Here is a 26,145-nt window from a genome sequence, read left to right on the forward strand (position 1 = left end):
AAGCTGTCGCGGATTCTCCTAACGCACAACGGGATTCGCGTGGAAGCAGCGTGCGCAGGGCTGCGTTATGGGCGGCGGGCGCGGCAGCGGTGGAGCGCCCCGACCGCCTGCCCGGCACCGGCCCCGCCACCGTCGCCCCGTCCCTGCCCGGCATGAGCGCACTCGAACTCGCTGCCGCCGACGTCTGGGCCACCGGCATCTCGCCCGATACCTATCCGACCGAATTCCTTCGCGCCCACCTGAATTCGCTCGGTGTCGTCCCCGCCTGCGACCTGCTGCTCGTCGAAGACGGCGCCCGCATCCTGGTGGCAGGCGCTGTCACCCACCGCCAGCGCCCCGCCACCGCCGCGGGCGTCACCTTCCTCAACCTCGAAGACGAAACCGGCATGGTCAACGTCGTCTGCTCGGTCGGCCTGTGGACCCGCTACCGCCGCCTCGCACAGAGCGCCACCGCCCTGCTCATCCGCGGCCGCATCCAAAACGCCGAGGGCGCCGCGAGCCTGGTCGCTGACCACCTCGAACACCTGGACCTGACCATCGTCGCCCGCTCCCGCGACTTCCGCTGACAGCCCGCCGGATCGGTCGGCCCGCGACGCGCCGTTCGTGCCGAGCACGCAGGCCGTAACTGCCCGCGGCAACGGTGGTGTAACCGGACTGCGCCGCCGCAAGCGCTGTGGTCACGTGGTGTAACCGGACTGCGCCGCCGCAAGCGCTGTGGTCACGTGGTGTAACCGGACTGCGCCGCCGCAAGCGCTGTGGTCACGTGGTGTAACCGGACTGCGCCGCCGCAAGCGCTGTGGTCACGTGGTGTAACCGGACTGCGCCGCCGCAAGCGCTGTGGTCACGTGGTGTAACCGGACTGCGCCGCCGCAAGCGCTGTGGTCACGTGGTGTAACCGGACTGCGCCGCCGCAAGCGCTGTGGTCACGTGGTGTAACCGGACTGCGCCGCCGCAAGCGCTGTGGTCACGTGGTGTAACCGGACTGCGCCGCCGCAAGCGCTGTGGTCACGTGGTGTAACCGGACTGCGCCGCCGCAAGCGCTGTGGTCACGTGGTGTAACCGGACTGCGCCGCCGCAAGCGCTGTGGTCACGTGGTGTAACCGGACTGCGCCGCCGCAAGCGCCGTGGCCACGTGGTGTAACCGGACTGCGCCGCCGCAAGCGCCGTGGCCCACGTGGCGTAACCGGACAGCGCCGCCGCAAGCGCCGTGGCCCACGTGGCGTAACCGGACAGCGCCGCCGCAAGCGCCGTGGCCCACGTGGCGTAACCGGACAGCGCCGCCCCAAGCGCCGTGGCCCACGAGGCGTAACCGGACAGCGCCGCCCCAAGCGCCGTGGCCACGTGGTGTAACCGGACTGCGCCGCCGCAAGCGCCGTGGCCCACGTGGCCTAACCGGACAGCGCCGCCTCGAGCGCCGTGGCCCACGTGGCGCACCTGACGGCGCCGCCCCAGCGCGCCCGGCGGTTGTCGCCCGCTCCGAGTGGAACGCAAGCCGGGGCTCCATGCCACGCACTACGCTGCGAACATGCGCAAGCTTGTCGTGGTGATGATCGCGTTGCTCGGACTCCTGTTCCTGGCCGGGTGCGGCGATGACGACAGCGAGGATCAGGCCGGTCGGGCGTCGGCGCCCACCGTCTTAGGCGGTCCCGCACCCGCGATGACGCCCGGGTTCCGGGAAGGTGTTCCGCAGAAGGACAGCCCGGCGCCGACGGATCAATCGAACCGGAAAGAGGTGATCACCGGGTCGGTGGATGTCACCTCGGGCGATCCGATCGCCGCCGCCGCGACCGTCACCGAGCAGGTCCGTGCCGTCGACGGCCGGATCGACAGCCGCACCGAGCAGCCAGGCACCGATAAGCGCGCCGCTCGCGCCGTGCTCAGTGTGCGGGTGCCCGCTGACAAGACCGACGCCTTCATCACCGGCCTCGGCGGGGTCGGCACGGTCACCCGGGTCAGCACCAATCGCGACGACGTCACCATGCAGTGGCAAGACCTCGACGCCCGCATCCGCGCGCTGCAAGCCTCCGTCGACCGGCTCAAAGCGCTGATCACGGGTGCCACCAACACCGCCGACCTGATCGCCGCCGAGGAGGCGCTGTCGAGCAGGCAGGGCGAACTCGACAGCCTCACCGCGCAGAAACGCAGCCTCGACGATCAGGTCGCGCTCTCGACGCTCACCATCACACTCACCGCCGACGACAAGAACGCACCCGGCGACCCGGACAATTTCTGGGACGGCATCGTCTCCGGCTGGCATTCGCTGATCGACTGGTTGCAGGACGCGATCGTCTTCGTCGGCAAGGCGGTGCCGTGGCTGGGCTTCCTGGCGGTGATCGGCGGATTGCTGTACGCCGCACTGCGATTGCTGCGCAGGCGCCGTCGCGCAGGAACACACGCGCCCACCGCACCAGCAGCCACGACCCCGCCGCCCGCCGCGCGGGCGACCACCGCACCCGATGCCACAGCGCCCGCTACCACGGCACCCGCTACCACGGCACCCGCTACCACGGCACCCGCTACCACGGCACCCGCTACCACGGCACCCGCTACCACGGCACCCGCTACCACGGCACCCGCTACCACGGCACCCGCTACCACGGCACCCGCTACCACGGCACCCGCTACCACGGCACCCGCTACCACGGCACCCGCAACCACCGCATCCGGCGCCACAGCACCCGCTACCACGGCACTCGCTACCACGGCACCCGCTACCACGGCACCCGCTACCACGGCACCCGCTACCACGGCACCCGCAACCACAGCACCCGCAACCACCGCATCCGGCGCCACAGCACCCGCATCCGCCGCATCCGGCGCCACAGCATCCGGGGCCGGCGCATCCGGCACGACCGAGTCGACAGCGTCCGAAAAGGAGACCCCCGGTGCCCACAGTGCGGGCGACGATCAAACCGAATAGCCGTAAGGGCCCACTCGTCGAAACCGCCGAAGACGGCACCCTCACTCTCTACATCCGCGCCCCCGCCGTAGAGGGCAAGGCGAACAAGGCCGCCATCGAACTACTCGCCGACCACTTCGGCGTAGCCAAGTCCGCCGTCCGGCTGACCGCCGGCGCCACCTCACGCTTCAAGCGCTTCGACATCGACTGAGAGCCTGGACAGATGTTCACCAGGCCATCAGGGATTTTCGCTCTCGGGCGATGCCGCCATGGTGGCCTGGTGATCACGTGACCGAATAGGCCGTGGGATCAGACCGCGCCCGGAAATCCCAGCTGGCGCCACGCTTCGTACACCGACACCGCCGCCGCGTTCGACAGATTCATCGAGCGACGCCCCGGCAGCATCGGAATGCGCACCTGGTCGGTGATCTGCGGATCGGCCAGCACTTCCTCGGGCAATCCGGTCGGCTCGGTGCCGAACAGCAGCGCGTCGTTGTCGCGATAGGCGATATCGGTGAAACGGGTCGTTGCCTGTGTCGTGAAGGCGAACACGCGGCCGGGCCGGATCGCCGCGAATGCCGTCGCCAGATCGGGGTGCACGGTCACCACCGCGAGGTCGTGGTAGTCCAGTCCCGCTCGCCGCAGCTTGGACTCGGACAGGTCGAAGCCGAGCGGTTCGATGAGGTGGAGCGCGCAGCCGGTCCCCGCGGCCAACCGGATCGCATTGCCGGTATTGGGCGGAATCACGGGCTCGTGAAAGATCAGGTGCAGCACAGCGGACCACTCTGTCATGCGCCACCCCGCCCGCGCGCAGGTGGTATCTGGAACAATCGGCCCCGTGAACGAGGCGGAGACGACCGGCAAGCACCGGGTCGCGCGATTGAGCGCGGGGGAGCAGTACCTGCGCAGTCATCTGCCGATGACCGTGGTGACCGCGCTGATCGTGATCGCGGTCGGCTTCGTGGCGTGGGATCGGTGGCGCCGTGGCGCGCTGATCTTCGGCAGTGCCGCGCTGGTGGCCGCCGCGTTCCGGCTGTGCTTACCGACCGTGCAGGTGGGGTTGCTCGCCGTGCGCAGCCGCCCGTTCGACGTGGCCGCGCTGACCGTGCTCGGCAGCGCCATCGTGTTCCTGGCCGCCACGATCAACACCCTCGGCGTGAGCTGAAACAGAACCGGCCGCCTCGTTCGACGCGGCCGGTTCTGTTTCGGAGTTCAGACGGAGGTCTTGTCCCACAGGCTGCGGGTGCGCGCGAGCATCGCTCGGGCTGATCGTCGACCGGGTTCGCGGCGGCGCGGCGCCTGTGCTGTACGCGGCGTTCATGACCCGCGCCGAACTCGTCGAAGCGTTGCTGGAACGCGAACGTGAACGCGGCCTGGAACGGATCGCCGATACGCTGCCCGAGGAATCGTCACCCGGCTGGCGGGGGCGTGAAGGTCAGCGGTTCTCCCGCGCGAGGCGCATCGTCTCGGTGAGCAGTTTCGACACCGCGGCCGCCTCGGTCAGGAACCCGTCGTGCCCGTCGCGCGAATGCACGATCTCGAGACCAGCGCAGCCCGGCAGACCTTCGGCCAGCTCGGCCTGAGTGTTCAAGGGGTACAGGCGATCCGAGTCGACCCCGCCGACCACACAAGGCACCGACGTCGACGCCAGCGCGGCAGCGACACCGCCGCGCCCGCGACCCACATCGTGGCGATTCATTGCCTCGCTGAGCAGTACATAGGTGGCCGGATCGAAGCGTTGACACAGCTTGTCGGCCTGGTGCTCGAGGTAGCTCTGCACCGCGTACCGTCCACCGGTCCACGGGTCCTCCTCGCCCTGGGCCTTGTTGGCGAAGCGGTGGTCGAGTTCGCCGTCGGTGCGGTAGGTCAGGTGCGCGATGCGCCGGGCCAGCCCCATGCCGGTCATCGGCGCGCGACCGGTGCCGTGATAGTCGCCGCCCTGCCAGTCGGGATCGGCCGTGATGACGGCCATCTGGGTGGTCTGGGTGCCGATCTGATCGGCGGTGGCGCGGGCGCCCACGGCCAGCACGAGCGCGGCGCTGACCCGCTCCGGCAGGCCGATGATCCACTCGAGCACCCGCATGCCGCCCATCGAGCCGCCGACGACCGCGCCGAGCCGCTCGATCCCGAGCACCTCGAACAACCGCGCTTCGGCGTTCACCTGATCGCGGATGGTCAGCTCGGGAAACCGTGCGCCCCATGGCTTTCCGTCGGCGGCCAGCGAGGACGGGCCGGTGCTGCCCTTGCAGCCGCCGAGCACGTTGGTCGCGATCACACACCACTCGTCGGTGTCGATCGGCGCGCCGGGCCCGACCATGCCTTCCCACCAGCCGGGCGCCCCGTCGGGCCCACCGACGACATGCGAGTCGCCGGTGAGCGCGTGTTCGACGAGCACCACATTGTCCAGCGTGGGCGAGAGCTCGCCCCAGCGTTGCACCGCCAGCCGCACATCACCGACGACGGCGCCGTTCTCCAGCGTCATGTCCCCGATGGCGACCACGCCGACACGCCCGTCCGGCGGTGGCAGCAGGGCCACCCCGGTTCCGGGTCGGGCGATCGGCGATTCGGTGCTCACAGTCACGTCGTCGCCGCCGCGAACCCGGCCCGCAGATCGGCCAGAATGTCTTCGATTCCCTCGATGCCCACGGCGAGCCGGACCAGGCCGGGAGTGACGCCGGCCGCCAGCTGCTCTTCGGGCGTCAACTGCGAGTGCGTGGTCGACGCCGGGTGAATCACGAGTGAACGCACATCACCGATGTTAGCGACATGGCTGTGCAGGCTGAGCGCGTCCACGAACTTCTTGCCCGCATCGACACCACCCGCCAGCTCGAACGCCACGATCGCGCCCGCCCCCTTGGGCGCCAGCTCCTTGGCCCGCGCGTGCCAGGGCGAGGACTGGAGGCCCGCGTAGAACACCGCGTCGACGCCCGGCTGCTCGGCGACGAACTTCGCGACCGTCTCAGCATTGCTGACGTGCCGTTCCACGCGCAGGCTCAGCGTCTCGATGCCCTGCGCGATGAGGAACGCGTTGAACGGCGAGACCGCCGCACCCAGATCGCGCAGCAGCTGCACGCGCGCCTTGAGCGCGAACGCGGGCGCGCCGAGATCGGCGAACACCGCACCGTGGTAGCTGGGGTCGGGCTCGGTGAAACCGGGGAAGCGCGCGTTGCCGTCGGCGTCGCGCACGGTCCAATCGAACGTGCCGCCGTCGACGATCACGCCCGCCACGGCCGCACCGTGCCCACCCAGGTACTTCGTCGCCGAATGTACGACGATGTCGGCGCCGTGGGCCAGCGGCTGGATCAGGTACGGGGTGGCGACGGTGTTGTCGACGATCAGCGGAATGCCGTTCGCGTGCGCGACACCGGCGATGCCGGGGATGTCGAGCACCGCACTGCTCGGGTTGGCGATGGTCTCGCCGTAGAACGCCTTGGTGTTCGGCCCGATCGCCGCCGCCCATTGCGCGAGGTCATCGGGATCCTCGACGAACGAGACCGTGATCCCCAGCTTGGGCAGCGAGTAGTGGAAGAGGTTGTAGGTGCCGCCGTAGAGGTGCGGGCTGGACACGATGTGGTCGCCCGCGCTCGCCAGGTTCAGGATCGCGTAGGTCTCCGCGGCCTGGCCGGAGGCCAGCAGCAACGCCGCGACGCCACCTTCGAGCGCGGCTACCCGCTGCTCCACCGCGTCCTGGGTGGGGTTCATGATCCGGGTGTAGATGTTGCCCGGTTCGGCGAGACCGAACAGCGCGGCGGCGTGATCGGTGTCGCGGAAGGTGTAGGAGGTGGTCTGGTAGATCGGCAGCGCCCGCGCGTTGGTGCTCGCGTCGGGGGTCTGGCCCGCATGGACCTGTTTGGTCTCGAAGGACCAGTTCTCGGGCAGGGAAGAGTCGGTCATGTCGTGCTCCAGTGGGGTGTCAGCCGGGAGATCTCGTCAACTGGGTCGGATCGACGGGCAACAACACATGGGGGCCTCCTGCAACGCGCGCTTGCTCTCGACTTTCGAGAGCCCGGTCATCACCCGGAGCACCCCACCGCAGCTGGAGGGTTGCCGACCAGCGAGCCGGGGCTTCGCGCTGGTACTCATGACCTTGTCGTCATGTTAACCGGACATCTCCCGCGCGCGGAAACTTCCCCCGCATTTCACGCTGAAGATCACTCGTTCGACGGTGTCCCGAAGCCGGGTGTGTCGTGCACCGGTGCGCCGCAGGCCTCGCGCAGGCCGTGGTAGGTGCGCAGAACCGCGGCGCGGGTCACCCATACGGCCGCCGCCGGGCTCGAGCTCAGCAGCGCTTCCTCGGTGTCGGCGACCGAGAAGTCTGCCAGATGCCCGCCACCAGCTCCACCGTGAAGACGAACATGCCGATCGCGGTCTGACCTGGTCGGGCCCCGCTGTGTTACCGCTCAGTAGCCGGTCAGGGCCCGATCAGGTGTCGACGGGTAGTCGGAGCGGAGTAGTTTCTACCCAGTCCCGCACAGCGGGCCCTCCCATCGCGGTGAGGTGGAGGACAGCAGTACGCTCGTCTTGTTTGCACCACACGTCCCGCAGACAACGCGGGGCATATACGTTGTCTGTTGGAACTGCTGGGGTCCGCTCACAAGCGTGTTCGCCTAGCCGTGCAATAAGGGCACCCACCGAGGAGGACACGAAGATCCATGTCCAAGATCAAGGTTGAAGGCACCGTTGTAGAACTCGACGGCGACGAGATGACCCGGATCATCTGGCAGTTCATCAAGGACAAGCTGGTCCATCCCTATCTCGACGTGAACCTCGAGTACTACGACCTCGGCATCGAGTACCGCGACAAGACTGACGACCAGGTCACCGTCGACGCGGCCAATGCCATCAAGAAGTACGGCGTCGGCGTGAAATGCGCCACCATCACCCCCGACGAAGCGCGGGTGAAAGAGTTCGGCCTCAAGAAGATGTGGCGCTCGCCCAACGGCACCATCCGAAACATTCTGGGTGGCACCATCTTCCGCGCGCCGATCATCATCTCCAACGTGCCCCGCCTGGTGCCCGGCTGGACCAAGCCGATCATCATCGGCCGTCACGCCTTCGGCGACCAGTACCGCGCCACCGATTTCAAGGTCTACGAGGCGGGCACCGTCACGCTGACCTTCACCCCGGACGACGGCAGCGAGCCGATCATCCACGAGGTCGTGAAGATGCCCGAAGACGGCGGCGTCGTCATGGGTATGTACAACTTCAAGAAGTCCATCGAGGACTTCGCGCGGGCCTCGTTCAACTACGGCCTGCAGCAGAACTACCCGGTGTACCTCTCCACGAAGAACACCATCCTCAAGGCTTACGACGGCATGTTCAAAGACACCTTCGAGGAAGTCTTCGACGCCGAGTTCAAGGCCGAGTTCGACGCGGCGGGCCTCACCTACGAGCACCGCCTGATCGACGACATGGTCGCCTCCTCCATGAAATGGGAGGGCGGCTACGTCTGGGCCTGCAAGAACTACGACGGCGACGTGCAGTCCGACACCGTGGCCCAGGGCTTCGGCTCGCTCGGCCTGATGACCTCGGTGCTGCTCACCCCGGACGGCAAGACCTGTGAGGCCGAGGCCGCGCACGGCACGGTCACCCGGCACTACCGCCAGCACCAGCAGGGCAAGCCGACCTCGACCAACCCGATCGCGTCGATCTTCGCCTGGACCCGTGGCCTCGAACACCGCGGCAAGCTGGACAACACCCCCGAGGTGATCGGCTTCGCGCAGGCGCTCGAGGACGTGGTCATCAAGACCGTCGAGGGCGGTCAGATGACGAAGGACCTCGCGGCACTCGTCGGCGGGGACCAGGGTTACCTGAGCACCGAGGAATTCCTGGGTGCGCTGGACGTGAACCTGGCTCGCGCGCTGAAGTGAGTTGAGCCCCGGTTCGCAACCGCGAATCTGCACGGCTGTGAAGACGCCCGCACCGAATCCGGTGCGGGCGTCTTCTGTTCTGTTCCGCCTCTCCGCGTATTCAAGCCGGACTCGAGTGGGGTGAGACCTGCGTTGGCGGCCGGTGGGAGGGCGATGGGCGGGTTTGCTCGGCTCGGTGAGTTACCCATGTTCTTGCGAGATCGGTGGGTTGCTTGCCTGGTCGTTTTCTGCGGGGTGGGGTAACTCACGCTCTGCTCGGGTAGCGAACGGGTACCCGTGGCCCGTTGCATGGAAGCGTGACTTCCATTGCAGCCCCCGATCGCCTCGACGCGCCACGCAGCAGCTGGCACGTCCCGGCGATGCTCGCGTTGGCGCTGGGTGGATTCGGGATCGGGACCACCGAGTTCGTGACCATGGGGTTGCTGCCCGATATCGCGCGGGCATTCGATATCTCGGAGCCGTCGGCCGGGCACGCGGTGTCGGCGTACGCGCTGGGTGTGGTGGTCGGCGCGCCGCTGATCGCCGCGTTGTGCGCGCGGGTGGCGCGCAAGAAATTGCTCATCGTGTTGATGGTCGCGTTCACCATCGGCAATATCGCCACGGTCCTCGCACCGACTTTCGGCACGCTCGTGCTGGCCCGCTTCGTGTCCGGCCTGCCGCACGGGGCGTACTTCGGTGTCGCCTCGCTGGCGGCGGCCACGCTCGCGCCGGTAGGCCAGCGGGCCAAGGCGGTCGCCGCGGTGATGCTCGGACTCAGTGTGGCGAATGTGATCGGGGTGCCCGGCGCGACCTGGCTCGGTCAACATCTGGGCTGGCGTGACGCCTATGTGGTCGTCGCCGTGATCGGCGTGGCGACGGTGGCCGCCCTGTGGCGCTATGTTCCCGCGCTGACCAGTATGAAGATCACCAACCCGATGACCGAACTCGGTGCGTTGCGGCGCCCGCAGGTGCTGCTCACCCTGGCTGTCGGCGCGATCGGCTTCGGCGGCATGTTCGCCGTGTACACCTACATCGCCACCACCATGACCGACGTCGCGGGCATGCCCATCGGCGCGGTGCCGATCGTGCTCGCGCTGTTCGGCCTCGGCATGATCGTGGGCAATATCGGCGGTGGCGTCCTCGCCGACCGCGGCGTCGACCGCTCGATCTTCGTCGCCATGATCGCGATGGTGGTCATCCTCGCCGGCTTCGTCCTGGCCGCCCACAATCCGATCACCGCCTCGATCGGCGCCTTCCTCGTCGGAGCCTCCGGCGCGGCCCTGGCACCAGGCCTGCAAACCCGCCTGATGGACGTAGCCGCCGACGCCCAAACCCTAGCCGCCGCCCTCAACCACGCCGCCCTGAACATGGCCAACGCCGCGGGAGCCTGGCTCGGCGGCCTCGTCATCGCCGCTGGCCTCGGCTACACCGCACCGGCTATGGTCGGCGCAGTTCTCGCGGTAGCCGGCGTTCTCCTATTCACCCTCACGGTGTTCCTGCAACGCCGCACCGCCTACAACATGCCGTAACAGATTGGGGCTCTTCCTCAGTTCGTCGTACGGTGCCCCGCATGCCGAGCCACCTGCACGAGGGTTTGCTTGACCTGTTCCGCACGGATCTCCTGCTGGCCCCGTCATTGCTGGCGGAGGAGTTCAGTGTCCCGCTGCCGGGCCTATCCCAAATGCGGGCAGAGCCGTGTGACTTCACTGACGTCGGGCCCAAGGAGTTTCGCGGTGACCTGGCACTCAGCACTCATGACGATCGCGACATTCCTGTTCTTGGTGTGTGCGTAGAGGTGCAGTTGTCCAAGGCGGATGTGCGCCGCTGGAAATGGCCGGTCTACCTGACCACGCTGCGATCGCGGCTGTGTTGCCCGGTGGTTCTGTTGGTGGTGACGCCGAGCAGGAAGGTCGCGAAGTGGGCCGAGCAGCCGATCGAGCTCGATACCGTCGGATCGGTCATCCAACCGCTGGTGCTAGGCCCCGACCGCTTCCCCGTCGTCACCGATATAGATGAGGCCAGGCGGTGCCCCGAGCGGGCAACGCTGTCGGCGATCGCCCACGGCGCAGGCCCCCACATGGAGGAGGTCCTTGCGGCCTTCCTGGCCGGGCTGATGAAAACCGACGACGAACATGCGAAAATGTATCTTGATCTGGTCGATGACGCGTTGACCGTCTCGGCATGCCGACGCTTGGAGGAACTGATGGAGAGCACCCCGCAGTACCACGGCCGCATCGCTACCAAGTACATCGCGAAAGGGCGCGAGGAGGGGCGCGCGGAGGGGCGCGCGGAGGTGGACGCGAAGGTCGCCAAAACTGCCGCGCACGCCGTGCTCACTGTGCTCACTGCCCGCGGGCTCGAGCTGTCTGCCGCGCAACGGACGCAGCTCGCCGCCTGCGCCGACCTCGGCCAGCTCGACGCGTGGTTGACGCAGGCCGTCACCGCTACTCGCACCGACGAACTCTTCGGCTGACTGCGCGCCTCCAGCGAGCGCTTCTTCGACGGATCTAGTCCGCCGTGGCCGGGCGGGCCCAGCCGACGCTGAGCTGGACGGCGCGTTGCCAGCGTTCGTATTCTTCTTCGCGAATTCGGCGGTCCGGGGACGGGATCCATTGGGCGGCGACCTTCCAATTGCGGCGTAGGCCTTGGAGATCGGGCCAGTAGCCGACGGCCAAGCCCGCTGCGTAGGCGGCGCCGAGGGAGACTGTTTCGGTGACGAGGGGGCGCATGACGGGGGTGTCGAGGACGTCGGCGATTATCTGCATGAGCAGGTTGTTGGAGGCCATGCCGCCTGCTACGCGCAGGGATTTCGCCTGAAGGCCTGCGTCGGCGTTCATGGCCTCGACCACGTCACGGGTTTGCCAGGCGGTGGCCTCAAGGACGGCGCGGGCCAGGTGGCCTTTGGTGACATAGGAGGTCAGGCCGATGAGCAGACCTCGGGCGTCGCTGCGCCAGTGGGGTGCGTAGAGACCGGAGAAGGCGGGGACCAGGTAGCAGCCGCCGTTGTCGTCGACTGTGCTTGCGAGAGTTTCGATTTCGGGGGCGGTGGCGATCAGGCCGACGATGTCGCGCAGCCATTGGACCAGTGAGCCGGTGACCGCGATCGGGCCTTCGAGGGCGTAGACCGGTTCGGGGCCGACCTGGTAGCCGATGGTGGTGAGCAGGCCGTGTTCGGAGCGGATGAGTTCAGTGCCGGTGTTCATCATGAGAAAGCCGCCGGTGCCGTAGGTGCATTCGGTTTCGCCTGGGGCGAAGCAGGTTTGGCCGAACAGGGCCGCGTGCTGGTCGCCGAGGGCGGCGCCGATCCGCACGCCGGGCACGACCGTGCGGGCGGTGCCGAAATCGCCGGTCGACGGTTCGATGCGGGGGAGCATGACGCGCGGAATATCGAAGAACCGCAGCAGTTCTTCGTCCCACTGCCGGGTGGCCAGGTTCATCAGCAGGGTGCGGCCGGCGTTGGTGACGTCGGTGACGTGCTCGCCGGTGAGGTTCCAGATGAGCCAGGATTCCATGGTGCCGAAGAGAACGTCGCCGCGTTCGGCTCTGGCGCGCAGGTCCACGACGTTGTCGAGCAGCCAGCGCAGGCGTGGTGCGGCGAAGTAGGTCGCCAGGGGCAGCCCGCTCAACTCCGAAATGCGCTGGGCGCCAGGCAGTTCCTTCATCCGATCGACCAGCTCTTCGGTGCGCACGTCCTGCCAGACGATGGCCAACCGTACCGGCACCCCGGTGCGCCGATCCCACACAACAGTGGTCTCGCGCTGATTGGCGATGCCGATCGCGGCCACCTGGTCCACGGTGATCCCCGCATCGCGCAGCGCCGCGGGCACGATCCGCTCGACCGTCCGCCAGATCTCGAGCGCATCCTGTTCCACCCACCCGGACCTGGGGTAATGCTGCCGATGAGTCCGCTGTGCCATCCCGGCGAGCCGCGCGTGCTGGTCGAAGACGATGCAGCGGCTCGAAGTAGTGCCCTGGTCGATGGCGAGCACGAAACGTTGAGTCATCGGCAGCTGCTCTCGTCGTCGAGCTGCTGCTGATGTGCGCCAGCAGGCCATACAGGCGTGCGTGTCTTCGTGGGGATCGCGCCACCATGGGTCCACCGATCTGTGAAAGGTGCTGTGTCGCAAGCCTGCTGGTGTGGACTCCCGAGGATGGTGGTCCCGTGATCGCGTGCCTGTCGAGTGGTGTTCGGTCGAGTTGGGGCAGCAGCCCTGCTGGTCGTGAGCCTGCCCGCCTGGGCCATGTCGGCGAAAGCCACGCTGTCCCAGATCATCGAGCTGCCGTCAGGTCACGGTGCACGGCGAGAGCGGCGGCGCGCACCTGCTCGATCGCGGCCGAACGCACCTGTAACCGGTTGTCGCACAGCCGATCCGTCGGCCCGGTGATGCCGATAGCCGCGACGACGAGCCCACCCCTGGCCCGAATGGGCGCGGCGATCCCCGCTTCGCCCGAGCGGTACTCCTCGACCTCGTCTGCCCAACCCCGCCGTCGAACCTCGGTGATCGCACGGTCGAGCCCCTCGCTGCCGGTGATCGTCCGGCGGGTGAAGCCTTGCAGCGCACCGGCTTCCGCCGCGGCATCGTAGGCGAGCAGCACCTTGCCGAGCGCGGTCGCATGGGCGGGAAGTACCTCGCCGACCGCAAGGGCCTGCACGCTGTTGTCGGGCCGGAAGACGTGGTGGATCACGGTGATTCCGTCGTCCCGCGCAACCGCGATGCGGACCGATTCCCCGGACCGGGAGGCGAGTGCGTCGGCCCGGTGGATCGCCCGCGAGCGCAACTCGTTCACATCGAGCCGATCGGTCCCGAGCCGGTCGATGGCGGGACCGAGCAGGTACTTGCCGGTGAGAGCGTCCTGGTCGACGAATCCGACCCCGAGCAGCGTCCGCAGGATGCCGTGCGCGGTGGGTTTGGCCAGGTCGAGCGCGGTCGCGATCTCGCCGACGCCGAGCGGCCCCGGCCCACGCGCCAGCAGACGCACCACGGCGGCGGCGCGTTCGATCGACTGGATCGGGCCAGGCATGAGGCCGAACCTACCACCGTTCAGCATTGTCGAACGGCAGGCATAGCGGCCGATAGCCGCGGTTCCTAGCGTGGATTCCGGGCCGCGGTGCCCGATCTGCGGACTCGACGGTGAGTTCCGGGAAGGGCGAGAAATGAACCGGTATGTGGGCGCGATCGACCAGGGCACGACCTCGACGCGATTCATGGTTTTCGACCACAAAGGCGCCGTGGTGGCCCGCCATCAGCTCGAACACTCCCAGATCATGCCGCGCCCGGGCTGGGTCGAACACAATCCGGACGAGATCTGGGAACGCACCCGCACCGTCGTCACGACCGCCCTCTCGCTCGCTGATCTCACGGCCGACGATCTCGCCGCCATCGGCGTCACCAACCAGCGCGAGACCACCGTCGTGTGGAACCGCCGCACCGGCCGCCCCTACGGCAACGCCATCGTCTGGCAGGACACCCGCACCGACCGCATCATCGCCGACCTCGACGCCGCCGGGCACAGCGCGTTCATCCGCGAGAAGACCGGTCTGCCGCCCGCGCCGTATTTCTCCGGCGGGAAGCTGAAGTGGATCCTGGACAACACCGCGGGCGTGCGCGCCGACGCCGAGCGCGGTGACGCCCTGTTCGGCACCCTCGACAGCTGGCTGATCTGGAACCTCACCGGCGGCGCGCACGTCACCGACCCGACCAATGCCTCGCGCACGATGCTGATGGATCTCGAAACCCTCGATTGGGACGACGAACTCCTCGCGATCTTCGGGATTCCGCGCGCCATGTTGCCGACCATCGCACCGTCGTCGAACCCGGAACTGTTCGGGACGACGACACCCGACGGCCCGTTCAAAGGCTCGGTGCCCATCGCGGGCGTGCTCGGCGACCAGCAGGCCGCGGGTGTCGGGCAGGTGTGCTTCCAGCCCGGCGAGGCCAAGAACACCTACGGCACAGGCAATTTCCTGATGCTCAACACCGGCATCGAGATCGTGCGCTCGAACCACGGCCTGATCACCACCGTCGCGTACCAGTTCGGCGCCGACAAGCCGACCTACGCGCTGGAGGGTTCGATCGCGGTCACCGGATCCGCGGTGCAGTGGCTGCGCGACCAGATGGGCATCATCGCCGGCGCCGCGCAGATCGAAGACCTCGCCGGGCAGGTACAGGATTGCGGCGGCGTGTACTTCGTGCCCGCCTTCTCCGGTCTGTTCGCGCCGTACTGGCGACCCGATGCCCGCGGCGCGGTTGTCGGCCTGTCGCGCTACAGCAACAACGCCCACTTGGCCAGGGCCACCCTGGAATCCATCGCCTACCAGACCCGCGATGTGGTCGAGGCCATGCAGCGCGATGCCGGTGTGCGGCTGGCGACGTTGCGGGTGGACGGCGGCGTGACGGTGAACCAGCTGGCCATGCAGATCCAGGCCGACCTGCTCGGTGTCCCGGTTTCCCGACCGGTCGTCGCCGAAACCACCGCCCTCGGTGCCGCGTACGCCGCCGGACTGGCCGTCGGCTTCTGGGGCAGCACCGACGAACTGCTCGACAACTGGTCCGAGGACATCCGCTGGTACCCGGCCTGGTCCGAGGAGCAACGCGAACACGGCTACCGCCGCTGGCTCAAAGCCGTCGAGCGCACCCTCGACTGGGCCGAAATCTGATAAACCCCAACACTTTCGAGAAGGAGATCATCGTGCCTGTGCGACTTGACCCCACCTACCGTGAGCAGGCTGTCGGCACGCTCGACACCGCCGAGGTCGATGTCCTGGTCATCGGCGGCGGCGTGACCGGCGCCGGCGCCGCCCTCGACGCCGCCTCGCGCGGCCTTTCCGTCACGCTGGTCGAGGCACGCGATTTCGCCGCGGGCACCTCGAGCCGATCCTCGAAGCTCATCCACGGCGGCCTTCGCTACCTGGAGCAGCTGGACTTCGCGCTGGTGCGTGAGGCGCTCAAAGAGCGTGGGCTGCTGCTGAATACGCTCGCACCGCACCTCGTGCATCCGGTGCCGTTCCTGTTTCCCCTCCAGCACCGGGTGTGGGAGCGCGCCTACATCGGTGCCGGTATCGCCCTCTACGACACGCTCGGTGGCGCGCGCACGGTGCCGATGCACAAGCACCTGACCCGTTCCGGCGCAAGGGAACTCGCGCCCGCACTGCGCGATGACGCGATGACCGGCGCCATCCGCTACTACGACGCGCAGGTCGACGACGCCCGCCACACGATGATGATCGCCAGGACCGCCGCCGACAACGGTGCCACGGTACTGACCCGGACCAGGGTGATCGGGCTGGCACGCGACGGCGAGAAGGTCGTCGGCGCGCGCGTGCAAGACCTGGAAACCGGTCTGACGCACACCATTCGGGCCCGCACCGTGATCAGCGCGACCGGCGTGTGGACTGACGACATGATCACGATGACCGGCGTGGACTTCCCGTTCCACGTTCAGATGTCGAAGGGCGTGCACATCCTCGTGCCGCGCGACCGGCTGAACCTGCACACCGGCATGATCATGCGCACCGAGAAGTCGGTCCTGTTCGTGATCCCGTGGGCCGAGCACTGGATCATCGGCACCACCGACACCGAATGGGCACTCGACAAGAACCACCCCACGGCCACCGCCGCCGACGTGCGATACATCCTCGACCACGTCAATTCGCTGCTGCGTGAGCCGCTGACCAGGGCCGACATCGTCGGTACCTACGCCGGCCTTCGCCCGCTGATGACCGGTGCCACGAAGGAAACCGCGAAGCTCTCGCGCGAACACGCCGTCGCCGAACCCGCGCCTGGCCTGTTCGTGATCGCGGGTGGCAAGTACACGACCTACCGGGTGATGGCCGCCGATGTCGTCGACGCCGCCGTGGCGCGCCTGGGTGGACAGATTCCCGCCTCCTCGACCGCGCAGCTGCCCATCGTCGGCGCGGCAGGCTATTTCGACCTGCTCGCCGAGGTGCCCGCACTGGCGGTATCGCAGCGACTGCCCGTCGACGTCGTCGAACACCTGCTCGGCCGCTACGGCTCGCTGAGCACCGACCTATTCGACCTGATCGCCGCCGATCCCGCACTGCGCCAACCGATTCCGGGCGCCTCGGACTACATCGCCGCCGAGATCGTCTACGCCGTCACCCACGAGGGCGCGCTGCACCTCGACGACATCCTCACCCGCCGCACCCGCATCTCCATCGAGGTCCCCGATCGCGGCCTCGCGGCCGCACCGGAGGTCGCCCGCTTGATCGCGCCCCTGCTCGGCTGGAACGAGGAGACCACCAACATCGAGATCAACCGGTACTACGACCGGGTCCACGCCGAACTCGCCGCCAACGAGGCGGTCGACGACGAAGCGGCGAATACTGCTCGTCTGCACCCGGTTCGCATGTCGCGTATATGATCCTTCCGCTGTGCTCGGGGGAAGTTCTCGGATGGAGACCCCGCGAGCTCCTTGAAGGAGGGGAAGTTCGTGAAGTTCCGCATTGTGCTGTCCACCGCCGTTGTCGCGGCGAGCTTGTTGCTGGCCGGATGTCAGGAAGACCTACCGAGTGGCAAGCCGGTCACGCCGGCCACGACCTCGGCGACCTCGCAGGCACCTGCCACGCCGAACGCGGACGGTGTGCTGAACCCCGGCGACGTCGGCAAGCTCGAATCGGGCGTCGAGTTGTCGATCGTCAAGGTCGAAGCGGACGAGGTCGAGCGGCAAGGCATCGTGTCGGTGTTCACTTTCCAGCTCAACAACACCTCTACGAAGGCACTGGACCGCTGGTCGTCCCCGACCCTGGTCTACGGCGAGGAGGGTACGGCCGCCGAATCGGTGCTGTCGCTGGACAAGAACTACAAGTACGGCCTGGAAGGCAAGTTGCCGCCCGGTTCCAAGCAGACCATCAAGATCGCTTACTCGGTGCCCGTCGACAAGTTGAAGCCTGCTGTTGTCACCTCCGGTGACCTGATCTGGCGCGGCGACTTCAGCAAAAAGGGCTGATCGCCCGCTGACCGGACGGCCCGGATATCTCGATCCGGCCCGTCCGGTCAACCGAACAAGTCACACACGGTTAGCGTGAGCGCATGAAATCGCGAAACCAGGGCACCATCCTGGTCACCGGCGCCAGCTCCGGGCTCGGCGCCGAGATGGCCCGCCAGTTTGCCGCGCTGGGGTACGACCTCGGCCTGTGTGCTCGCCGGACCGAGCGTCTCGATGAGCTGCGCACGCAGATCCTCGCCGAATACCCCGACCGCGTCGTCTCGGTGAAGCAACTCGATGTCACCGATGACGCCGCGGTGTTCACCGTCTTCGACGAGTTCGCCGATGAATTCGGCACCATCGATCGGGTGATCGTCAACGCGGGCCTGGGTAAGGGCGCACCGTTGGGCACCGGCCATCACAAGGCCAATCGCGAGACCGCGGTGGTGAATTTCCTTGCCGCCCTGGCACAGAGCGAGGCGGCGGTGAAGATCTTCCGCGCGCAGGGCCGCGGCCACCTGGTAATGATCTCCTCGATCTCCGGCCTGCGCGGCATGCCCAAGACGCTCACCACCTACGCGGCCACCAAAGCCGGTGTCGCAGCGCTTGCCGAAGGCGTTCGAGCGGAAGCGATTCCGGGCATCGATGTCTCGGTGATCTACCCCGGATACATTCGCTCGGAGATGAACGACCGGGTCAAGCATCAGCCGAAGTTCATGGTGGACACCGAAACCGGGGTCCGCGCCATGGTCGCCGCGATCGAGAAGCGTCGTGCCAATGCCTATGTTCCCGGTTGGCCGTGGGTGCCGGTGGGTTTCGCGCTGCGGATCCTGCCGCTGCCGCTGGTCCGCAAACTGATCTGAACACGACGACGGCCGTGTCGTCGGGCACGGCCTTCGCGTGGGATCTCGGTCCTGCCGGGGCAGCAGGTGCTCGCCGTCCTTGTCCGTGGACACTGCCAGCCAGCTGATGGACTGGATCTCGCCTTCAGGACCGGGCACCGCCGAGGCGATCATGTCCGGTCGCTCGAAGTCCATGCCGTGCCGACGACCGCGGGGCTCCTCCAATGGTGACCGGGGTCACCGAAATCGCCGCGCAAAAACAAGCACGCATGTATGTTTTTGGATGGAGCGAGCGTCAGGAGACGAGAGTGTTCGAATGGTCCGAGACCGATCTGATGATCCGCGACGCCGTGCGGGCGTTCATCGACAAGGAAGTCCGGCCGAACCTCGACGCCCTCGACAGCGGTGAGATGCTGCCGTATCCGATCCTGCGCAAGCTGTTCAGCCAGTTCGGGATCGATGCGATGGGCGAGGACGCCGTCGCGAAGATGCTCGCCAAGGAGGCGGCGGGTCCGAGCGAGGGTGGCAAGAAGCCGGGCAGCCCGTTCGGTGATCAGCAGTCGATGATGGCGGTGCTGATCAGCGAATTGTCCGGCGTCTGTATGGGTTTGGTATCCGCCCTCGGGGTGAGCATCGGGCTCGGTGCCACCACCATCATGTCGCGGGGCACCCTGGCCCAGAAGCAGCGCTGGCTGGCCGACATCGTCACCCTGCGCAAGGTGGCGGCCTGGGCGATCACCGAACCCGACTCCGGCTCGGATGCGTTCGGCGGCATGCAGACTCGCGTCGAACGCGACGGTGAGGACTACATCCTCAACGGCCAGAAGACGTTCATCACCAACGGCCCGTGCGCCGACGTGATGATCGTCTACGCCAAGCTCGACGAGCGCGACGGCACCGATAAGCGCGACCGCACGGTGCTCACCTTCGTGCTCGACACGGGCATGGAAGGCCTCACCCAGGGCAAACCGTTCAAGAAGATGGGCCTGCACTCCTCACCGACCGGCGAGCTGTTCTTCGACAATGTCCGGCTCGGCAAGGACCGGCTGCTCGGCGAGACCGAGGAACACCAGGGTGGCGACGGAAGAGAAAGCGCCAGAGCGAGTTTCACCGCCGAGCGGATCGGCGTCGGGTTCATGGCGCTGGGCGTGATCGACGAATGTCACCGGCTCTGTGTCGATTACGCGCGCAACCGCACGCTGTGGGGTCAGGAGATCGGTCGCTTCCAGCTGATCCAGCTCAAGCTGGCCAAGATGGAAGTGGCGCGAATCAATGTGCAGAACATGGTGTTCAACGTGCTCGAGCGTGCTCGCGCGGGCAAACCACCGAGCCTGGCCGAGGCCTCGGCGATGAAGCTGTACTGCTCCGAGGCCGCGACCGAGGTGGCGATGGAGGCGGTGCAGTTGTTCGGTGGCAACGGGTACATGAGCGAATACCGGGTCGAGCAGCTGGCCCGTGACGCGAAGTCGTTGATGATCTACGCGGGCAGCAACGAGATCCAGGTGACCCACATCGCCAAGGGCCTGCTCGGCAAGTAGCACGATGCCGCCGACCCCGGCCGCGAACAGTGTTGTCGCGACCGGGGTTTCGCGTGTTCACACCGCGCGCAGGTGCCCGCGGCTGGCGTAGATGTGTTCGGCGATCAGCGTGGCGATCCGGTCCGGCGCCTCCAGCATCGGTACATGCCCCACCCCGTGCACCAGGATCCGATCCGCCGACTCGGGCAGTTCGCGCAGGTAGCGGGTGGCGTACACGCTGTTGGGGATGATCCGGTCGTATTCGGCGAGCAGCATCCGCACCGGGGTGGTCAGCTCACTCAGGTCGTCCATGCCCGGCGCCCGCAGGCTGCCGAGGATCAGCGGGATCATCGCGTCGCAGTGCAGGACCGCGGTGAGCGTGGTCGCGAGGTCACGGCGGGCGACGGCGCTGGTGTGCTTGGTGACCAGGAAGGCGGCCACCTGTTGCACGAGCGCGTTGTTGATCGCCGCACCGCCGAGCCGCTTGCCGATTTCGATGAAGGGGATCATCGACGCGAACTTGATGCCGATCCTGACCTGACTCAGCGACGGCGACGCCCAACCACCCGCTGCGGCGATCGTGGTGAGCGTGCGTGCCCTGCCGCGTCGCGCCAACTCGAGTCCCACCCAGCCGCCGAGCGAATTGCCCGCGATATGACAGGTGCGCCAGCCCAGTTCGTCGAGCTGGTCTTCGATCTGATCGGCCAGGGCATACACATCCAGTGCCCAGCCTTCGACCTTCGGGCCACCCCAGTGCCCGGCGAACGCGGGCGCGTAGACCTCGCAATGCGCCGACATCCGCTGCGCGACCTGCTCCCAGCAGTGCGGCGACAGCAGGAACCCGTGGAGCAACAAGACCGGGTCGCCGGACCCGATATGCAGCGCCGCGACGGGCGTGGGGCGGGCGGTGGACTTGGTGGTGCGTGACGTCATCGTCATCACCCCTTCCTGGACGACGGTGTCCGGGGGAGCATCCCTGCCTGCATTGTACGGTCGTACGGTGCCGATAATCCTCTCCACTGTGAACGTAAACGGGGTCCGGGCCGCGTCGACCAAGGGCATGCTGGCCTGGTTGGCGGCGACCGAAGCCGACATCGTCTGCCTACAGGAGACCAGAGCGACCGACGCGCAGACCGCGGCGGCGCTGGCCCCCGCGCTCGACGCGGGGTGGGTGCTCTCCCATGCCGAGCCCGAATCCAAGGGGCGCGCGGGCGTGGGGATTCTGTCCCGGCGCGCACCCGATGCCGTGCGTATCGGGTTCGGCAGCACCGAGTTTGCCGAGGCCGGCCGCTATATCGAGGCTGATTTCGACGACGTCACCGCGGCGAGCGTCTACGTGCACTCGGGGGAGGAGAACACCCCCAAGCAGGACGAGAAGTACCGGTTCATGGCCGAGCTCGGCGCCTACCTGAAGTCGTGCACCGGCGAGTTCGTGGTGAGTGGCGACTGGAATATCGCCCCCGCCGAGGTCGACCTGAAGAACTGGAAGGGCAACCAGAAGTCGGCGGGCTTCCTGCCCGAGGAACGCGCCTGGATCGCCGAACTGCTCGCCGCGGGCTACGTCGACGTGGTGCGCGCCCTGCACCCCGACGTCGCGGGCCCCTACAGCTGGTGGTCCTACCGCGGCCGCGCCTTCGACAACGACTCCGGCTGGAGAATCGACTACCAGCTCGCGCTCGGTGAGCTGACCGGGCGCGCCAAGCAGGCCGTCGTCGAACGTGCCCCCGCCTACGATCAGCGCTGGTCCGACCACGCGCCGGTTACTGTCCAGTACCGATGAAACTCTCACGCAAGACTCTCAGCCTGCTCGGCGGTCTCGTTCTCGTCCTGGCGGCCATCGGCCTCACCGTGTTCGGTGGTCGCGGTACCGACAGCGCGACCACGGCGACCACCACGCGTGCCGTCGCCGGGATCACCACCACCGCGAACGCGCCGAAACCCGGTCCACCTGCCGGGAATTCGCCGGCCTCGCCCGTCACCAAGACCGCGGGGGTGCCCGACCGCGCCTACGCCACCCTCGTCGAGATCGATGCGGGTCGCTGGCCCGGCTCGGCCAACGCGCAGGGCACCAAGGGCGGCGAGCAGTTCATGAACCGGGGAACCACACTGCCGCCCAAGGATTCGGCGGGCAATCCGGTGAAGTACCAGGAGTGGGATGTCAATCCCAAGCAGCGCAATCGCGGTCGTGACGCCGAACGCATCGTCACCGGCAGCGACGGCTCGGCCTGGTACACCGGCGACCACTACGAGACCTTCACGAGGATGCGCTGATGACTTCGCGAATGACGCTGTCGCAGTTTCTCGCTCGTCCCAGCGCCGAGGCGCCGACCGCCGCTACGGCACCGGTGCTCGGTGCGTTGCCGGTGGATGCCAACCAGTTCAGCGGCGTCCGCTACGACTCACCCGCCGACTACCGCGTGCGCGAACTGCGCGGCACCAAGATGCGCACCATGGCGGAGCTGTTCGACGAATTCGCCGCGGCCTTCCAGTTCCCGTACTACTTCGGCGCCAACAAGGACGCCTTCGACGAATGTCTGCGTGACCTGGACGATTTCGTCGGCGACGCCCCCGGCTACGTGGCGGTGGTGCGCACCGCGGACGACCTGCTCGCCGCCGAACCCACCGAACGCGCCTGGTTCGACGCGGCCATGCGCGACTGCGCCGCCTACTGGACCCGCCGCGATGTCGCCTTCCGCGTTGTCCTGCAGGGTGAGGCGGAAACCTTCGGCGCGGTCGCACTGACCGATTGATCGGCTGCCACCGGAATTGACGGCTGTCCTCGCCTGATCGGTCCGGTTAACGTCGTCGCCGTGCGGCCATCCCGGGTTGCCGGTGAGGAGAACGTGATGAAGCGAGTATTGGTGAGCGCGGGCATTTTCGGCGCGATGATGGCCGCGACCACGGGCATGGCCGCGGCCGATGCGGGCCTGGCACCGCAGACCTACACCCAGCAGGCGAATGTGCTGATCGCGCAACCGTCTTCCGGTTCCGGCGAGGCGATGGGCGGTGACTTCTTCGACGTGATCGCTGTGCTGGCCACCGGCTCCGCCGAGCCGTGCGACGGCCTCCAGACCGACGTCTGCAACGAATTCCCAGCGCAGGCGGCCCAGGCGCAGCCGATCGTGGACAGCGGCACCTCCATGAACCCCGTGCTCGACCGGATCTTCTACCTGCTCGGTTGGCTGGGCAACGGGTCGTCGGCGCCCTGTACCGGTCTTTGCGGCCCGTTCTAGTCGATGCGCGTCAGCGGTAGCGCTGGGCCAGGTCGTCGCCGAGGAGGACGAAAACGTCGGTGATCTGGTCGATCAGTTCCTCGCGGGTGAGGTCGAGGTCGCCGGCGAGCCAGGTCGTGAGGGTCTGGGTCAATCCGCCGACCAGATAGATCGCCCGGAAGTCGACCAGGTTCTGTGGTACGTCGCCGCCATAGAAGCCGGTGCCTTCCGCGGCGACGAGCCGGGCGAACGCGCGCACCGTGCGGGCGGTGCGCGCACGCAATTCCGGCGTCGCCATGCCCGCGATCAGCGCGGCGTGTGCCTTGCGTGGATCGTCGGTGAGTACCGAGATGCCCGCGTCGATCGCGGCATGGGCTTGGTCGCGGCTGTCGGCGGGCGCGGTGGCCAGCGCCGTGGCGATCGCGCCGGTGAGTTCCTCGGCGATGCGGTCGAGCAGGGCTTCCAGCACGCCGTCGCGATGTTCGAAACTCTCGTAGTAGTAGCGCTCGTTGAGACCGGCGCGGGCGCACAGCCCAGCGACGGTGAGTTTGGCCTGCCCGTCCTCGGCGACGATGTCGAGCGCCGCGTCGAGCAGCGCGCCGCGCCGCTGGGATCGGCGCTCCTGCGCCGAAACGCCACCGTATGTCCGTTGTGCTGCCACGGCGTCCATTGTGCGTGCCGCCGTCCTCCTGTGGTGTTCTGGTAGAGGCTCTTGCCAGAATATCAATTCTGGAGGATTCTATTGCCAGATGCACTCGACGAGGAGACGCAGCATGGCTGTACGACAGCGCGAACCCGGATATTTCGCCGACGATTCGATGATCCGGCGGGTGATGAGCAAGCGCGCGGTCGGTCTGACCTACGGCGTGCGGGCGCTGGTGATCGGCGCGGTGCATCCGCTGCTGTTCGTCGGCACCAGCGAGCACACCGCGCATCGGGAAACCCCCTACACCCGCCTGGCCATCACCGGTGCCCTGTTCGAAGCGGTGTTCCTCGGCAGCAAGGCCGAGGCCGATCGCGCGCTGGCCTTCACCCGGCGCAAGCACGAGGCAGTGGTCGGCACCCTGCCCGAAGACGCCGGCGCCCACCCCGCGGGTACCGCCTACGCGGCCCACGATCCGCACCTGATGTTCATGACGATGGCCTTCACCTTCGATTCGGCCGAGGCGATGTACGACCGCCTGGTGCGCGAACTCACCGCCACCGAACGCGAAGACCTCTACCAGGACTATGTCCGCTGGGGCGAGCTGTTCGGCATGCCGCGCGAGGCCGCGCCCGCCGACTACCCGGCCTTCCGCCGCTACTTCGACAGCTATCTGAACTCGACCGAGCTGTTCCTCACCGACGAGGCGGCCCTTGTCGGTTCGTATCTGGCAGGCCACCGCAAGGCCTACCGGCTGCGCCCGCCCGCCGAGCAGGTCGGCTCGGCGCTGTATCTGCTGGTGCAGGGCAGTCTCCCGGCCCGGATCCGGCAGATGTACGGCATCGAGTGGGGCATCGCCGACGAACTCGCCCATCGTGGCCTGTGCCGCAGCATCCGCACCGCCCACCGCACCCCACCGTTGGCGCCCCGGGTACTCGCGGGCACCCTCGCCGGGCCGAGCGCCCCCTCCTACCAGCTGCTTGCCCGTCGTGAACAGCGCATGGTGAAGACGGGGCACCCGAGCATGCCCGGTGTCGATCCGCGCAACTGGGTGCAGCGAAATGCCGCGGTGCGAACCGGCGGCCCCGGCGGCGGCAGCACAGCATAACCACGGAGGGGCCTCGGGAGGGCCGCCAGAAAATACCGGTTGAGCGGCATGGAAAGATTCGGGGTATGTCCAGTCCTGCCCCGGCCGCGACGGCCGAACGCAAGCAGCGGGTGCTGTCGGGCATCCAGCCCACCAGCGACTCCTTCCACCTCGGCAACTACCTGGGTGCGCTGCAGTACTGGGTGACGATGCAGGACGAGTACGACGCGCTGTACTTCATTCCGGATATGCACGCGATCACCGTCAGCCAGGATCCCAAGGCGTTGCGCGCGCGCACCAAGTCCGCCGCGGCCCAGCTGCTCGCGCTCGGCATCGACCCCGCGAAGTCCACCCTGTTCGTGCAGAGTCAGGTGCCCGAGCACGCCGAGCTGTCGTGGGTGCTGAGCTGTATCACCGGTTTCGGTGAGGCGAGCCGGATGACCCAGTTCAAGGACAAGTCGGTCAAGCAGGGCGCCGACAACGCGACCGTCGGCCTGTTCACCTACCCGGTGCTGATGGCCGCCGACATCCTGCTCTACCGCCCGCACCAGGTGCCGGTCGGCGAGGACCAGCGCCAGCATCTCGAGCTGACCCGAAACCTGGCCCAGCGCTTCAACACTCGCTACAAGAAGACCTTCGTCGTGCCCGAGCCCCACATCGTCAAGGGCACCGCGAAGATCTTCGATCTGCAGGATCCGACCGCGAAGATGAGCAAGTCGGCCGCCAGCGACGCCGGGCTGATCAACCTGCTCGACGACCCGAAGATCACCGCGAAGAGGGTGCGTTCGGCGGTCACCGACACCGAGCGCGAGATCCGCTACGACCCGGAGCACAAGGCGGGAGTGAGCAATCTGCTGGTGATCCTGAGTTCGCTGCGCGAAACCCCGATCGTGGACCTCGAGGTGAATTTCGAGGGTAAGGGCTACGGTGATCTCAAGGCCGAGGTGGCCGACGCGCTGGTCGAATTCGTCACGCCCGTGCAGAAGAAGGTGCAGGAATACCTGTCCGATCAGGCAGAACTGGACCGGACCCTGTCCGCGGGTGCCGAGCGGGCGCGTGAGATCGCAGGCAACACACTTGCTCAGGTGTACGACCGGGTTGGCTTCCTCGCTCGCTGACCCGTTGCGCACCTGAGGTTTTCGTTGAAGGG

Annotated in this window: 24 protein-coding genes, 1 pseudogene and 1 riboswitch; of the genes and pseudogenes, 18 read left to right on the forward strand and 7 right to left on the reverse strand. The window is 67.5% G+C overall.

Going from position 1 to position 26,145, the window contains the following annotated elements; genetic code table 11:
- Positions 1–50 precede the first annotated feature (50 nt).
- The 3 genes and pseudogenes from ACTWPB_RS04800 to ACTWPB_RS04810 all read left to right on the forward strand — a co-directional run.
- A pseudogene (locus ACTWPB_RS04800) lies at positions 51–566 on the forward strand (OB-fold nucleic acid binding domain-containing protein); the annotation flags it as partial.
- A gap of 959 nt (positions 567–1,525) precedes the next feature.
- Positions 1,526–2,920 (forward strand): DUF4349 domain-containing protein, encoded by a 1,395-nt coding sequence (locus tag ACTWPB_RS04805; RefSeq protein ID WP_446224489.1) that lies wholly within the window; start codon positions 1,526–1,528, stop codon positions 2,918–2,920.
- A complete protein-coding gene (locus tag ACTWPB_RS04810; RefSeq protein WP_446224490.1) occupies positions 2,886–3,110 on the forward strand; it encodes a DUF167 domain-containing protein in 225 nt (74 codons plus the stop codon). The genes ACTWPB_RS04805 and ACTWPB_RS04810 overlap by 35 nt, the downstream gene beginning before the upstream one ends.
- 98 nt (positions 3,111–3,208) lie before the next feature.
- Here ACTWPB_RS04810 and ACTWPB_RS04815 read toward each other — a convergent pair whose 3' ends face one another.
- Positions 3,209–3,691 carry a tRNA (cytidine(34)-2'-O)-methyltransferase gene (locus ACTWPB_RS04815; RefSeq protein ID WP_378766625.1) on the reverse strand — a complete coding sequence of 161 codons (483 nt, stop codon included), beginning with the start codon at positions 3,689–3,691 and terminating at the stop codon, positions 3,209–3,211.
- 46 nt (positions 3,692–3,737) lie between these two features.
- Here ACTWPB_RS04815 and ACTWPB_RS04820 point away from each other — a divergent pair, with 46 nt between their 5' ends.
- Entirely contained in the window at positions 3,738–4,064 is a 327-nt protein-coding gene (locus ACTWPB_RS04820) for a DUF3017 domain-containing protein (RefSeq protein WP_446224491.1), read from the forward strand.
- Between the two features lie 270 nt (positions 4,065–4,334).
- Here ACTWPB_RS04820 and metX read toward each other — a convergent pair whose 3' ends face one another.
- A complete protein-coding gene (metX, locus tag ACTWPB_RS04825) occupies positions 4,335–5,480 on the reverse strand; it encodes a homoserine O-acetyltransferase MetX (RefSeq protein WP_446224492.1) in 1,146 nt (381 codons plus the stop codon).
- Complete coding sequence (locus ACTWPB_RS04830; RefSeq protein WP_446224493.1) at positions 5,477–6,793, reverse strand: bifunctional o-acetylhomoserine/o-acetylserine sulfhydrylase; 1,317 nt, start codon at positions 6,791–6,793, stop codon at positions 5,477–5,479. Before ACTWPB_RS04830 ends, metX begins: the two co-directional genes overlap by 4 nt.
- 82 nt (positions 6,794–6,875) lie before the next feature.
- Positions 6,876–6,986: riboswitch (SAM riboswitch) on the reverse strand.
- Positions 6,987–7,551: 565 nt separating this feature from the next.
- Here ACTWPB_RS04830 and ACTWPB_RS04835 point away from each other — a divergent pair.
- From ACTWPB_RS04835 to ACTWPB_RS04845, 3 genes are all read left to right on the forward strand, one after another.
- Complete coding sequence (locus ACTWPB_RS04835; protein WP_446224494.1) at positions 7,552–8,769, forward strand: NADP-dependent isocitrate dehydrogenase; 1,218 nt, start codon at positions 7,552–7,554, stop codon at positions 8,767–8,769.
- 359 nt (positions 8,770–9,128) lie between these two features.
- Positions 9,129–10,277 (forward strand): MFS transporter, encoded by a 1,149-nt coding sequence (locus ACTWPB_RS04840; protein ID WP_446226237.1) that lies wholly within the window; start codon positions 9,129–9,131, stop codon positions 10,275–10,277.
- A 41-nt stretch (positions 10,278–10,318) separates the two neighbouring features.
- On the forward strand, positions 10,319–11,221 hold the full coding sequence (locus ACTWPB_RS04845; RefSeq protein ID WP_446224495.1) for a hypothetical protein: 903 nt from the start codon (positions 10,319–10,321) through the stop codon (positions 11,219–11,221).
- A 34-nt stretch (positions 11,222–11,255) separates the two neighbouring features.
- Here the strand turns inward: ACTWPB_RS04845 and glpK (ACTWPB_RS04850) are convergent, their stop codons facing one another.
- On the reverse strand, positions 11,256–12,752 hold the full coding sequence (gene glpK, locus ACTWPB_RS04850) for a glycerol kinase GlpK (RefSeq protein WP_446224496.1): 1,497 nt from the start codon (positions 12,750–12,752) through the stop codon (positions 11,256–11,258).
- Positions 12,753–13,017: 265 nt separating this feature from the next.
- Positions 13,018–13,770, reverse strand: coding sequence for an IclR family transcriptional regulator (locus ACTWPB_RS04855; protein WP_446224497.1), 753 nt, complete (start codon positions 13,768–13,770; stop codon positions 13,018–13,020).
- 133 nt (positions 13,771–13,903) lie between these two features.
- Between ACTWPB_RS04855 and glpK (ACTWPB_RS04860) the strand changes: the two genes are divergently transcribed.
- From glpK (ACTWPB_RS04860) to ACTWPB_RS04880, 5 genes are all read left to right on the forward strand, one after another.
- Positions 13,904–15,406, forward strand: coding sequence for a glycerol kinase GlpK (glpK, locus tag ACTWPB_RS04860; protein ID WP_446224498.1), 1,503 nt, complete (start codon positions 13,904–13,906; stop codon positions 15,404–15,406).
- A 32-nt stretch (positions 15,407–15,438) separates the two neighbouring features.
- Positions 15,439–17,130, forward strand: coding sequence for a glycerol-3-phosphate dehydrogenase/oxidase (locus tag ACTWPB_RS04865; RefSeq protein WP_446224499.1), 1,692 nt, complete (start codon positions 15,439–15,441; stop codon positions 17,128–17,130).
- 69 nt (positions 17,131–17,199) lie between these two features.
- On the forward strand, positions 17,200–17,715 hold the full coding sequence (locus ACTWPB_RS04870) for a hypothetical protein (RefSeq protein WP_446224500.1): 516 nt from the start codon (positions 17,200–17,202) through the stop codon (positions 17,713–17,715).
- A gap of 83 nt (positions 17,716–17,798) precedes the next feature.
- Positions 17,799–18,557: an SDR family oxidoreductase gene (locus ACTWPB_RS04875; protein WP_446224501.1), complete on the forward strand. Its 759-nt coding sequence runs from the start codon at positions 17,799–17,801 to the stop codon at positions 18,555–18,557.
- Between the two features lie 287 nt (positions 18,558–18,844).
- Positions 18,845–20,074: an acyl-CoA dehydrogenase family protein gene (locus ACTWPB_RS04880; RefSeq protein WP_446224502.1), complete on the forward strand. Its 1,230-nt coding sequence runs from the start codon at positions 18,845–18,847 to the stop codon at positions 20,072–20,074.
- A gap of 57 nt (positions 20,075–20,131) precedes the next feature.
- Here the strand turns inward: ACTWPB_RS04880 and ACTWPB_RS04885 are convergent, their stop codons facing one another.
- Positions 20,132–20,986 carry an alpha/beta fold hydrolase gene (locus ACTWPB_RS04885; protein WP_446224503.1) on the reverse strand — a complete coding sequence of 285 codons (855 nt, stop codon included), beginning with the start codon at positions 20,984–20,986 and terminating at the stop codon, positions 20,132–20,134.
- Between the two features lie 67 nt (positions 20,987–21,053).
- Between ACTWPB_RS04885 and ACTWPB_RS04890 the strand changes: the two genes are divergently transcribed.
- The 4 genes from ACTWPB_RS04890 to ACTWPB_RS04905 all read left to right on the forward strand — a co-directional run bounded on the left by ACTWPB_RS04890 (position 21,054) and on the right by ACTWPB_RS04905 (position 23,286).
- On the forward strand, positions 21,054–21,833 hold the full coding sequence (locus tag ACTWPB_RS04890) for an exodeoxyribonuclease III (RefSeq protein ID WP_446224504.1): 780 nt from the start codon (positions 21,054–21,056) through the stop codon (positions 21,831–21,833).
- On the forward strand, positions 21,830–22,324 hold the full coding sequence (locus tag ACTWPB_RS04895; protein WP_446224505.1) for a ribonuclease domain-containing protein: 495 nt from the start codon (positions 21,830–21,832) through the stop codon (positions 22,322–22,324). The genes ACTWPB_RS04890 and ACTWPB_RS04895 overlap by 4 nt, the downstream gene beginning before the upstream one ends.
- Positions 22,324–22,803 (forward strand): barstar family protein, encoded by a 480-nt coding sequence (locus tag ACTWPB_RS04900; RefSeq protein ID WP_446224506.1) that lies wholly within the window; start codon positions 22,324–22,326, stop codon positions 22,801–22,803. Before ACTWPB_RS04895 ends, ACTWPB_RS04900 begins: the two co-directional genes overlap by 1 nt.
- A 96-nt stretch (positions 22,804–22,899) precedes the next feature.
- Positions 22,900–23,286 (forward strand): hypothetical protein, encoded by a 387-nt coding sequence (locus ACTWPB_RS04905; protein WP_446224507.1) that lies wholly within the window; start codon positions 22,900–22,902, stop codon positions 23,284–23,286.
- 10 nt (positions 23,287–23,296) lie between these two features.
- Here ACTWPB_RS04905 and ACTWPB_RS04910 read toward each other — a convergent pair whose 3' ends face one another.
- The gene (locus tag ACTWPB_RS04910; RefSeq protein ID WP_446224508.1) at positions 23,297–23,935 is read right to left on the reverse strand and encodes a TetR/AcrR family transcriptional regulator; all 639 of its coding nucleotides are present in this window, start codon (positions 23,933–23,935) and stop codon (positions 23,297–23,299) included.
- Positions 23,936–24,038: 103 nt separating this feature from the next.
- Here ACTWPB_RS04910 and ACTWPB_RS04915 point away from each other — a divergent pair, with 103 nt between their 5' ends.
- Positions 24,039–25,016 (forward strand): oxygenase MpaB family protein, encoded by a 978-nt coding sequence (locus tag ACTWPB_RS04915; protein WP_446224509.1) that lies wholly within the window; start codon positions 24,039–24,041, stop codon positions 25,014–25,016.
- 65 nt (positions 25,017–25,081) lie between these two features.
- Complete coding sequence (trpS, locus tag ACTWPB_RS04920; RefSeq protein WP_446224510.1) at positions 25,082–26,113, forward strand: tryptophan--tRNA ligase; 1,032 nt, start codon at positions 25,082–25,084, stop codon at positions 26,111–26,113.
- Positions 26,114–26,145: the final 32 nt, after the last annotated feature.

The organism is Nocardia sp. IBHARD005 (assembly GCF_052814245.1).

Bases quoted from the DNA above. Each gene is read 5' to 3' on its own strand.
- ACTWPB_RS04845 (WP_446224495.1), top strand. From the start codon at position 10,319: ATGCCGAGCCACCTGCACGAGGGTTTGCTTGACCTGTTCCGCACGGAT.
- ACTWPB_RS04905 (WP_446224507.1), top strand. From the start codon at position 22,900: ATGAAGCGAGTATTGGTGAGCGCGGGCATTTTCGGCGCGATGATGGCC.
- ACTWPB_RS04885 (WP_446224503.1), bottom strand. From the start codon at position 20,986: ATGACGTCACGCACCACCAAGTCCACCGCCCGCCCCACGCCCGTCGCG.
- ACTWPB_RS04830 (WP_446224493.1), bottom strand. From the start codon at position 6,793: ATGACCGACTCTTCCCTGCCCGAGAACTGGTCCTTCGAGACCAAACAG.
- ACTWPB_RS04815 (WP_378766625.1), bottom strand. From the start codon at position 3,691: ATGACAGAGTGGTCCGCTGTGCTGCACCTGATCTTTCACGAGCCCGTG.
- ACTWPB_RS04900 (WP_446224506.1), top strand. From the start codon at position 22,324: ATGACTTCGCGAATGACGCTGTCGCAGTTTCTCGCTCGTCCCAGCGCC.
- ACTWPB_RS04915 (WP_446224509.1), top strand. From the start codon at position 24,039: ATGGCTGTACGACAGCGCGAACCCGGATATTTCGCCGACGATTCGATG.
- ACTWPB_RS04835 (WP_446224494.1), top strand. From the start codon at position 7,552: ATGTCCAAGATCAAGGTTGAAGGCACCGTTGTAGAACTCGACGGCGAC.
- ACTWPB_RS04840 (WP_446226237.1), top strand. From the start codon at position 9,129: ATGCTCGCGTTGGCGCTGGGTGGATTCGGGATCGGGACCACCGAGTTC.
- glpK (WP_446224496.1), bottom strand. From the start codon at position 12,752: ATGACTCAACGTTTCGTGCTCGCCATCGACCAGGGCACTACTTCGAGC.
- glpK (WP_446224498.1), top strand. From the start codon at position 13,904: ATGAACCGGTATGTGGGCGCGATCGACCAGGGCACGACCTCGACGCGA.
- trpS (WP_446224510.1), top strand. From the start codon at position 25,082: ATGTCCAGTCCTGCCCCGGCCGCGACGGCCGAACGCAAGCAGCGGGTG.
- ACTWPB_RS04910 (WP_446224508.1), bottom strand. From the start codon at position 23,935: ATGGACGCCGTGGCAGCACAACGGACATACGGTGGCGTTTCGGCGCAG.
- ACTWPB_RS04805 (WP_446224489.1), top strand. From the start codon at position 1,526: ATGCGCAAGCTTGTCGTGGTGATGATCGCGTTGCTCGGACTCCTGTTC.
- ACTWPB_RS04895 (WP_446224505.1), top strand. From the start codon at position 21,830: ATGAAACTCTCACGCAAGACTCTCAGCCTGCTCGGCGGTCTCGTTCTC.
- ACTWPB_RS04875 (WP_446224501.1), top strand. From the start codon at position 17,799: ATGAAATCGCGAAACCAGGGCACCATCCTGGTCACCGGCGCCAGCTCC.
- ACTWPB_RS04855 (WP_446224497.1), bottom strand. From the start codon at position 13,770: ATGCCTGGCCCGATCCAGTCGATCGAACGCGCCGCCGCCGTGGTGCGT.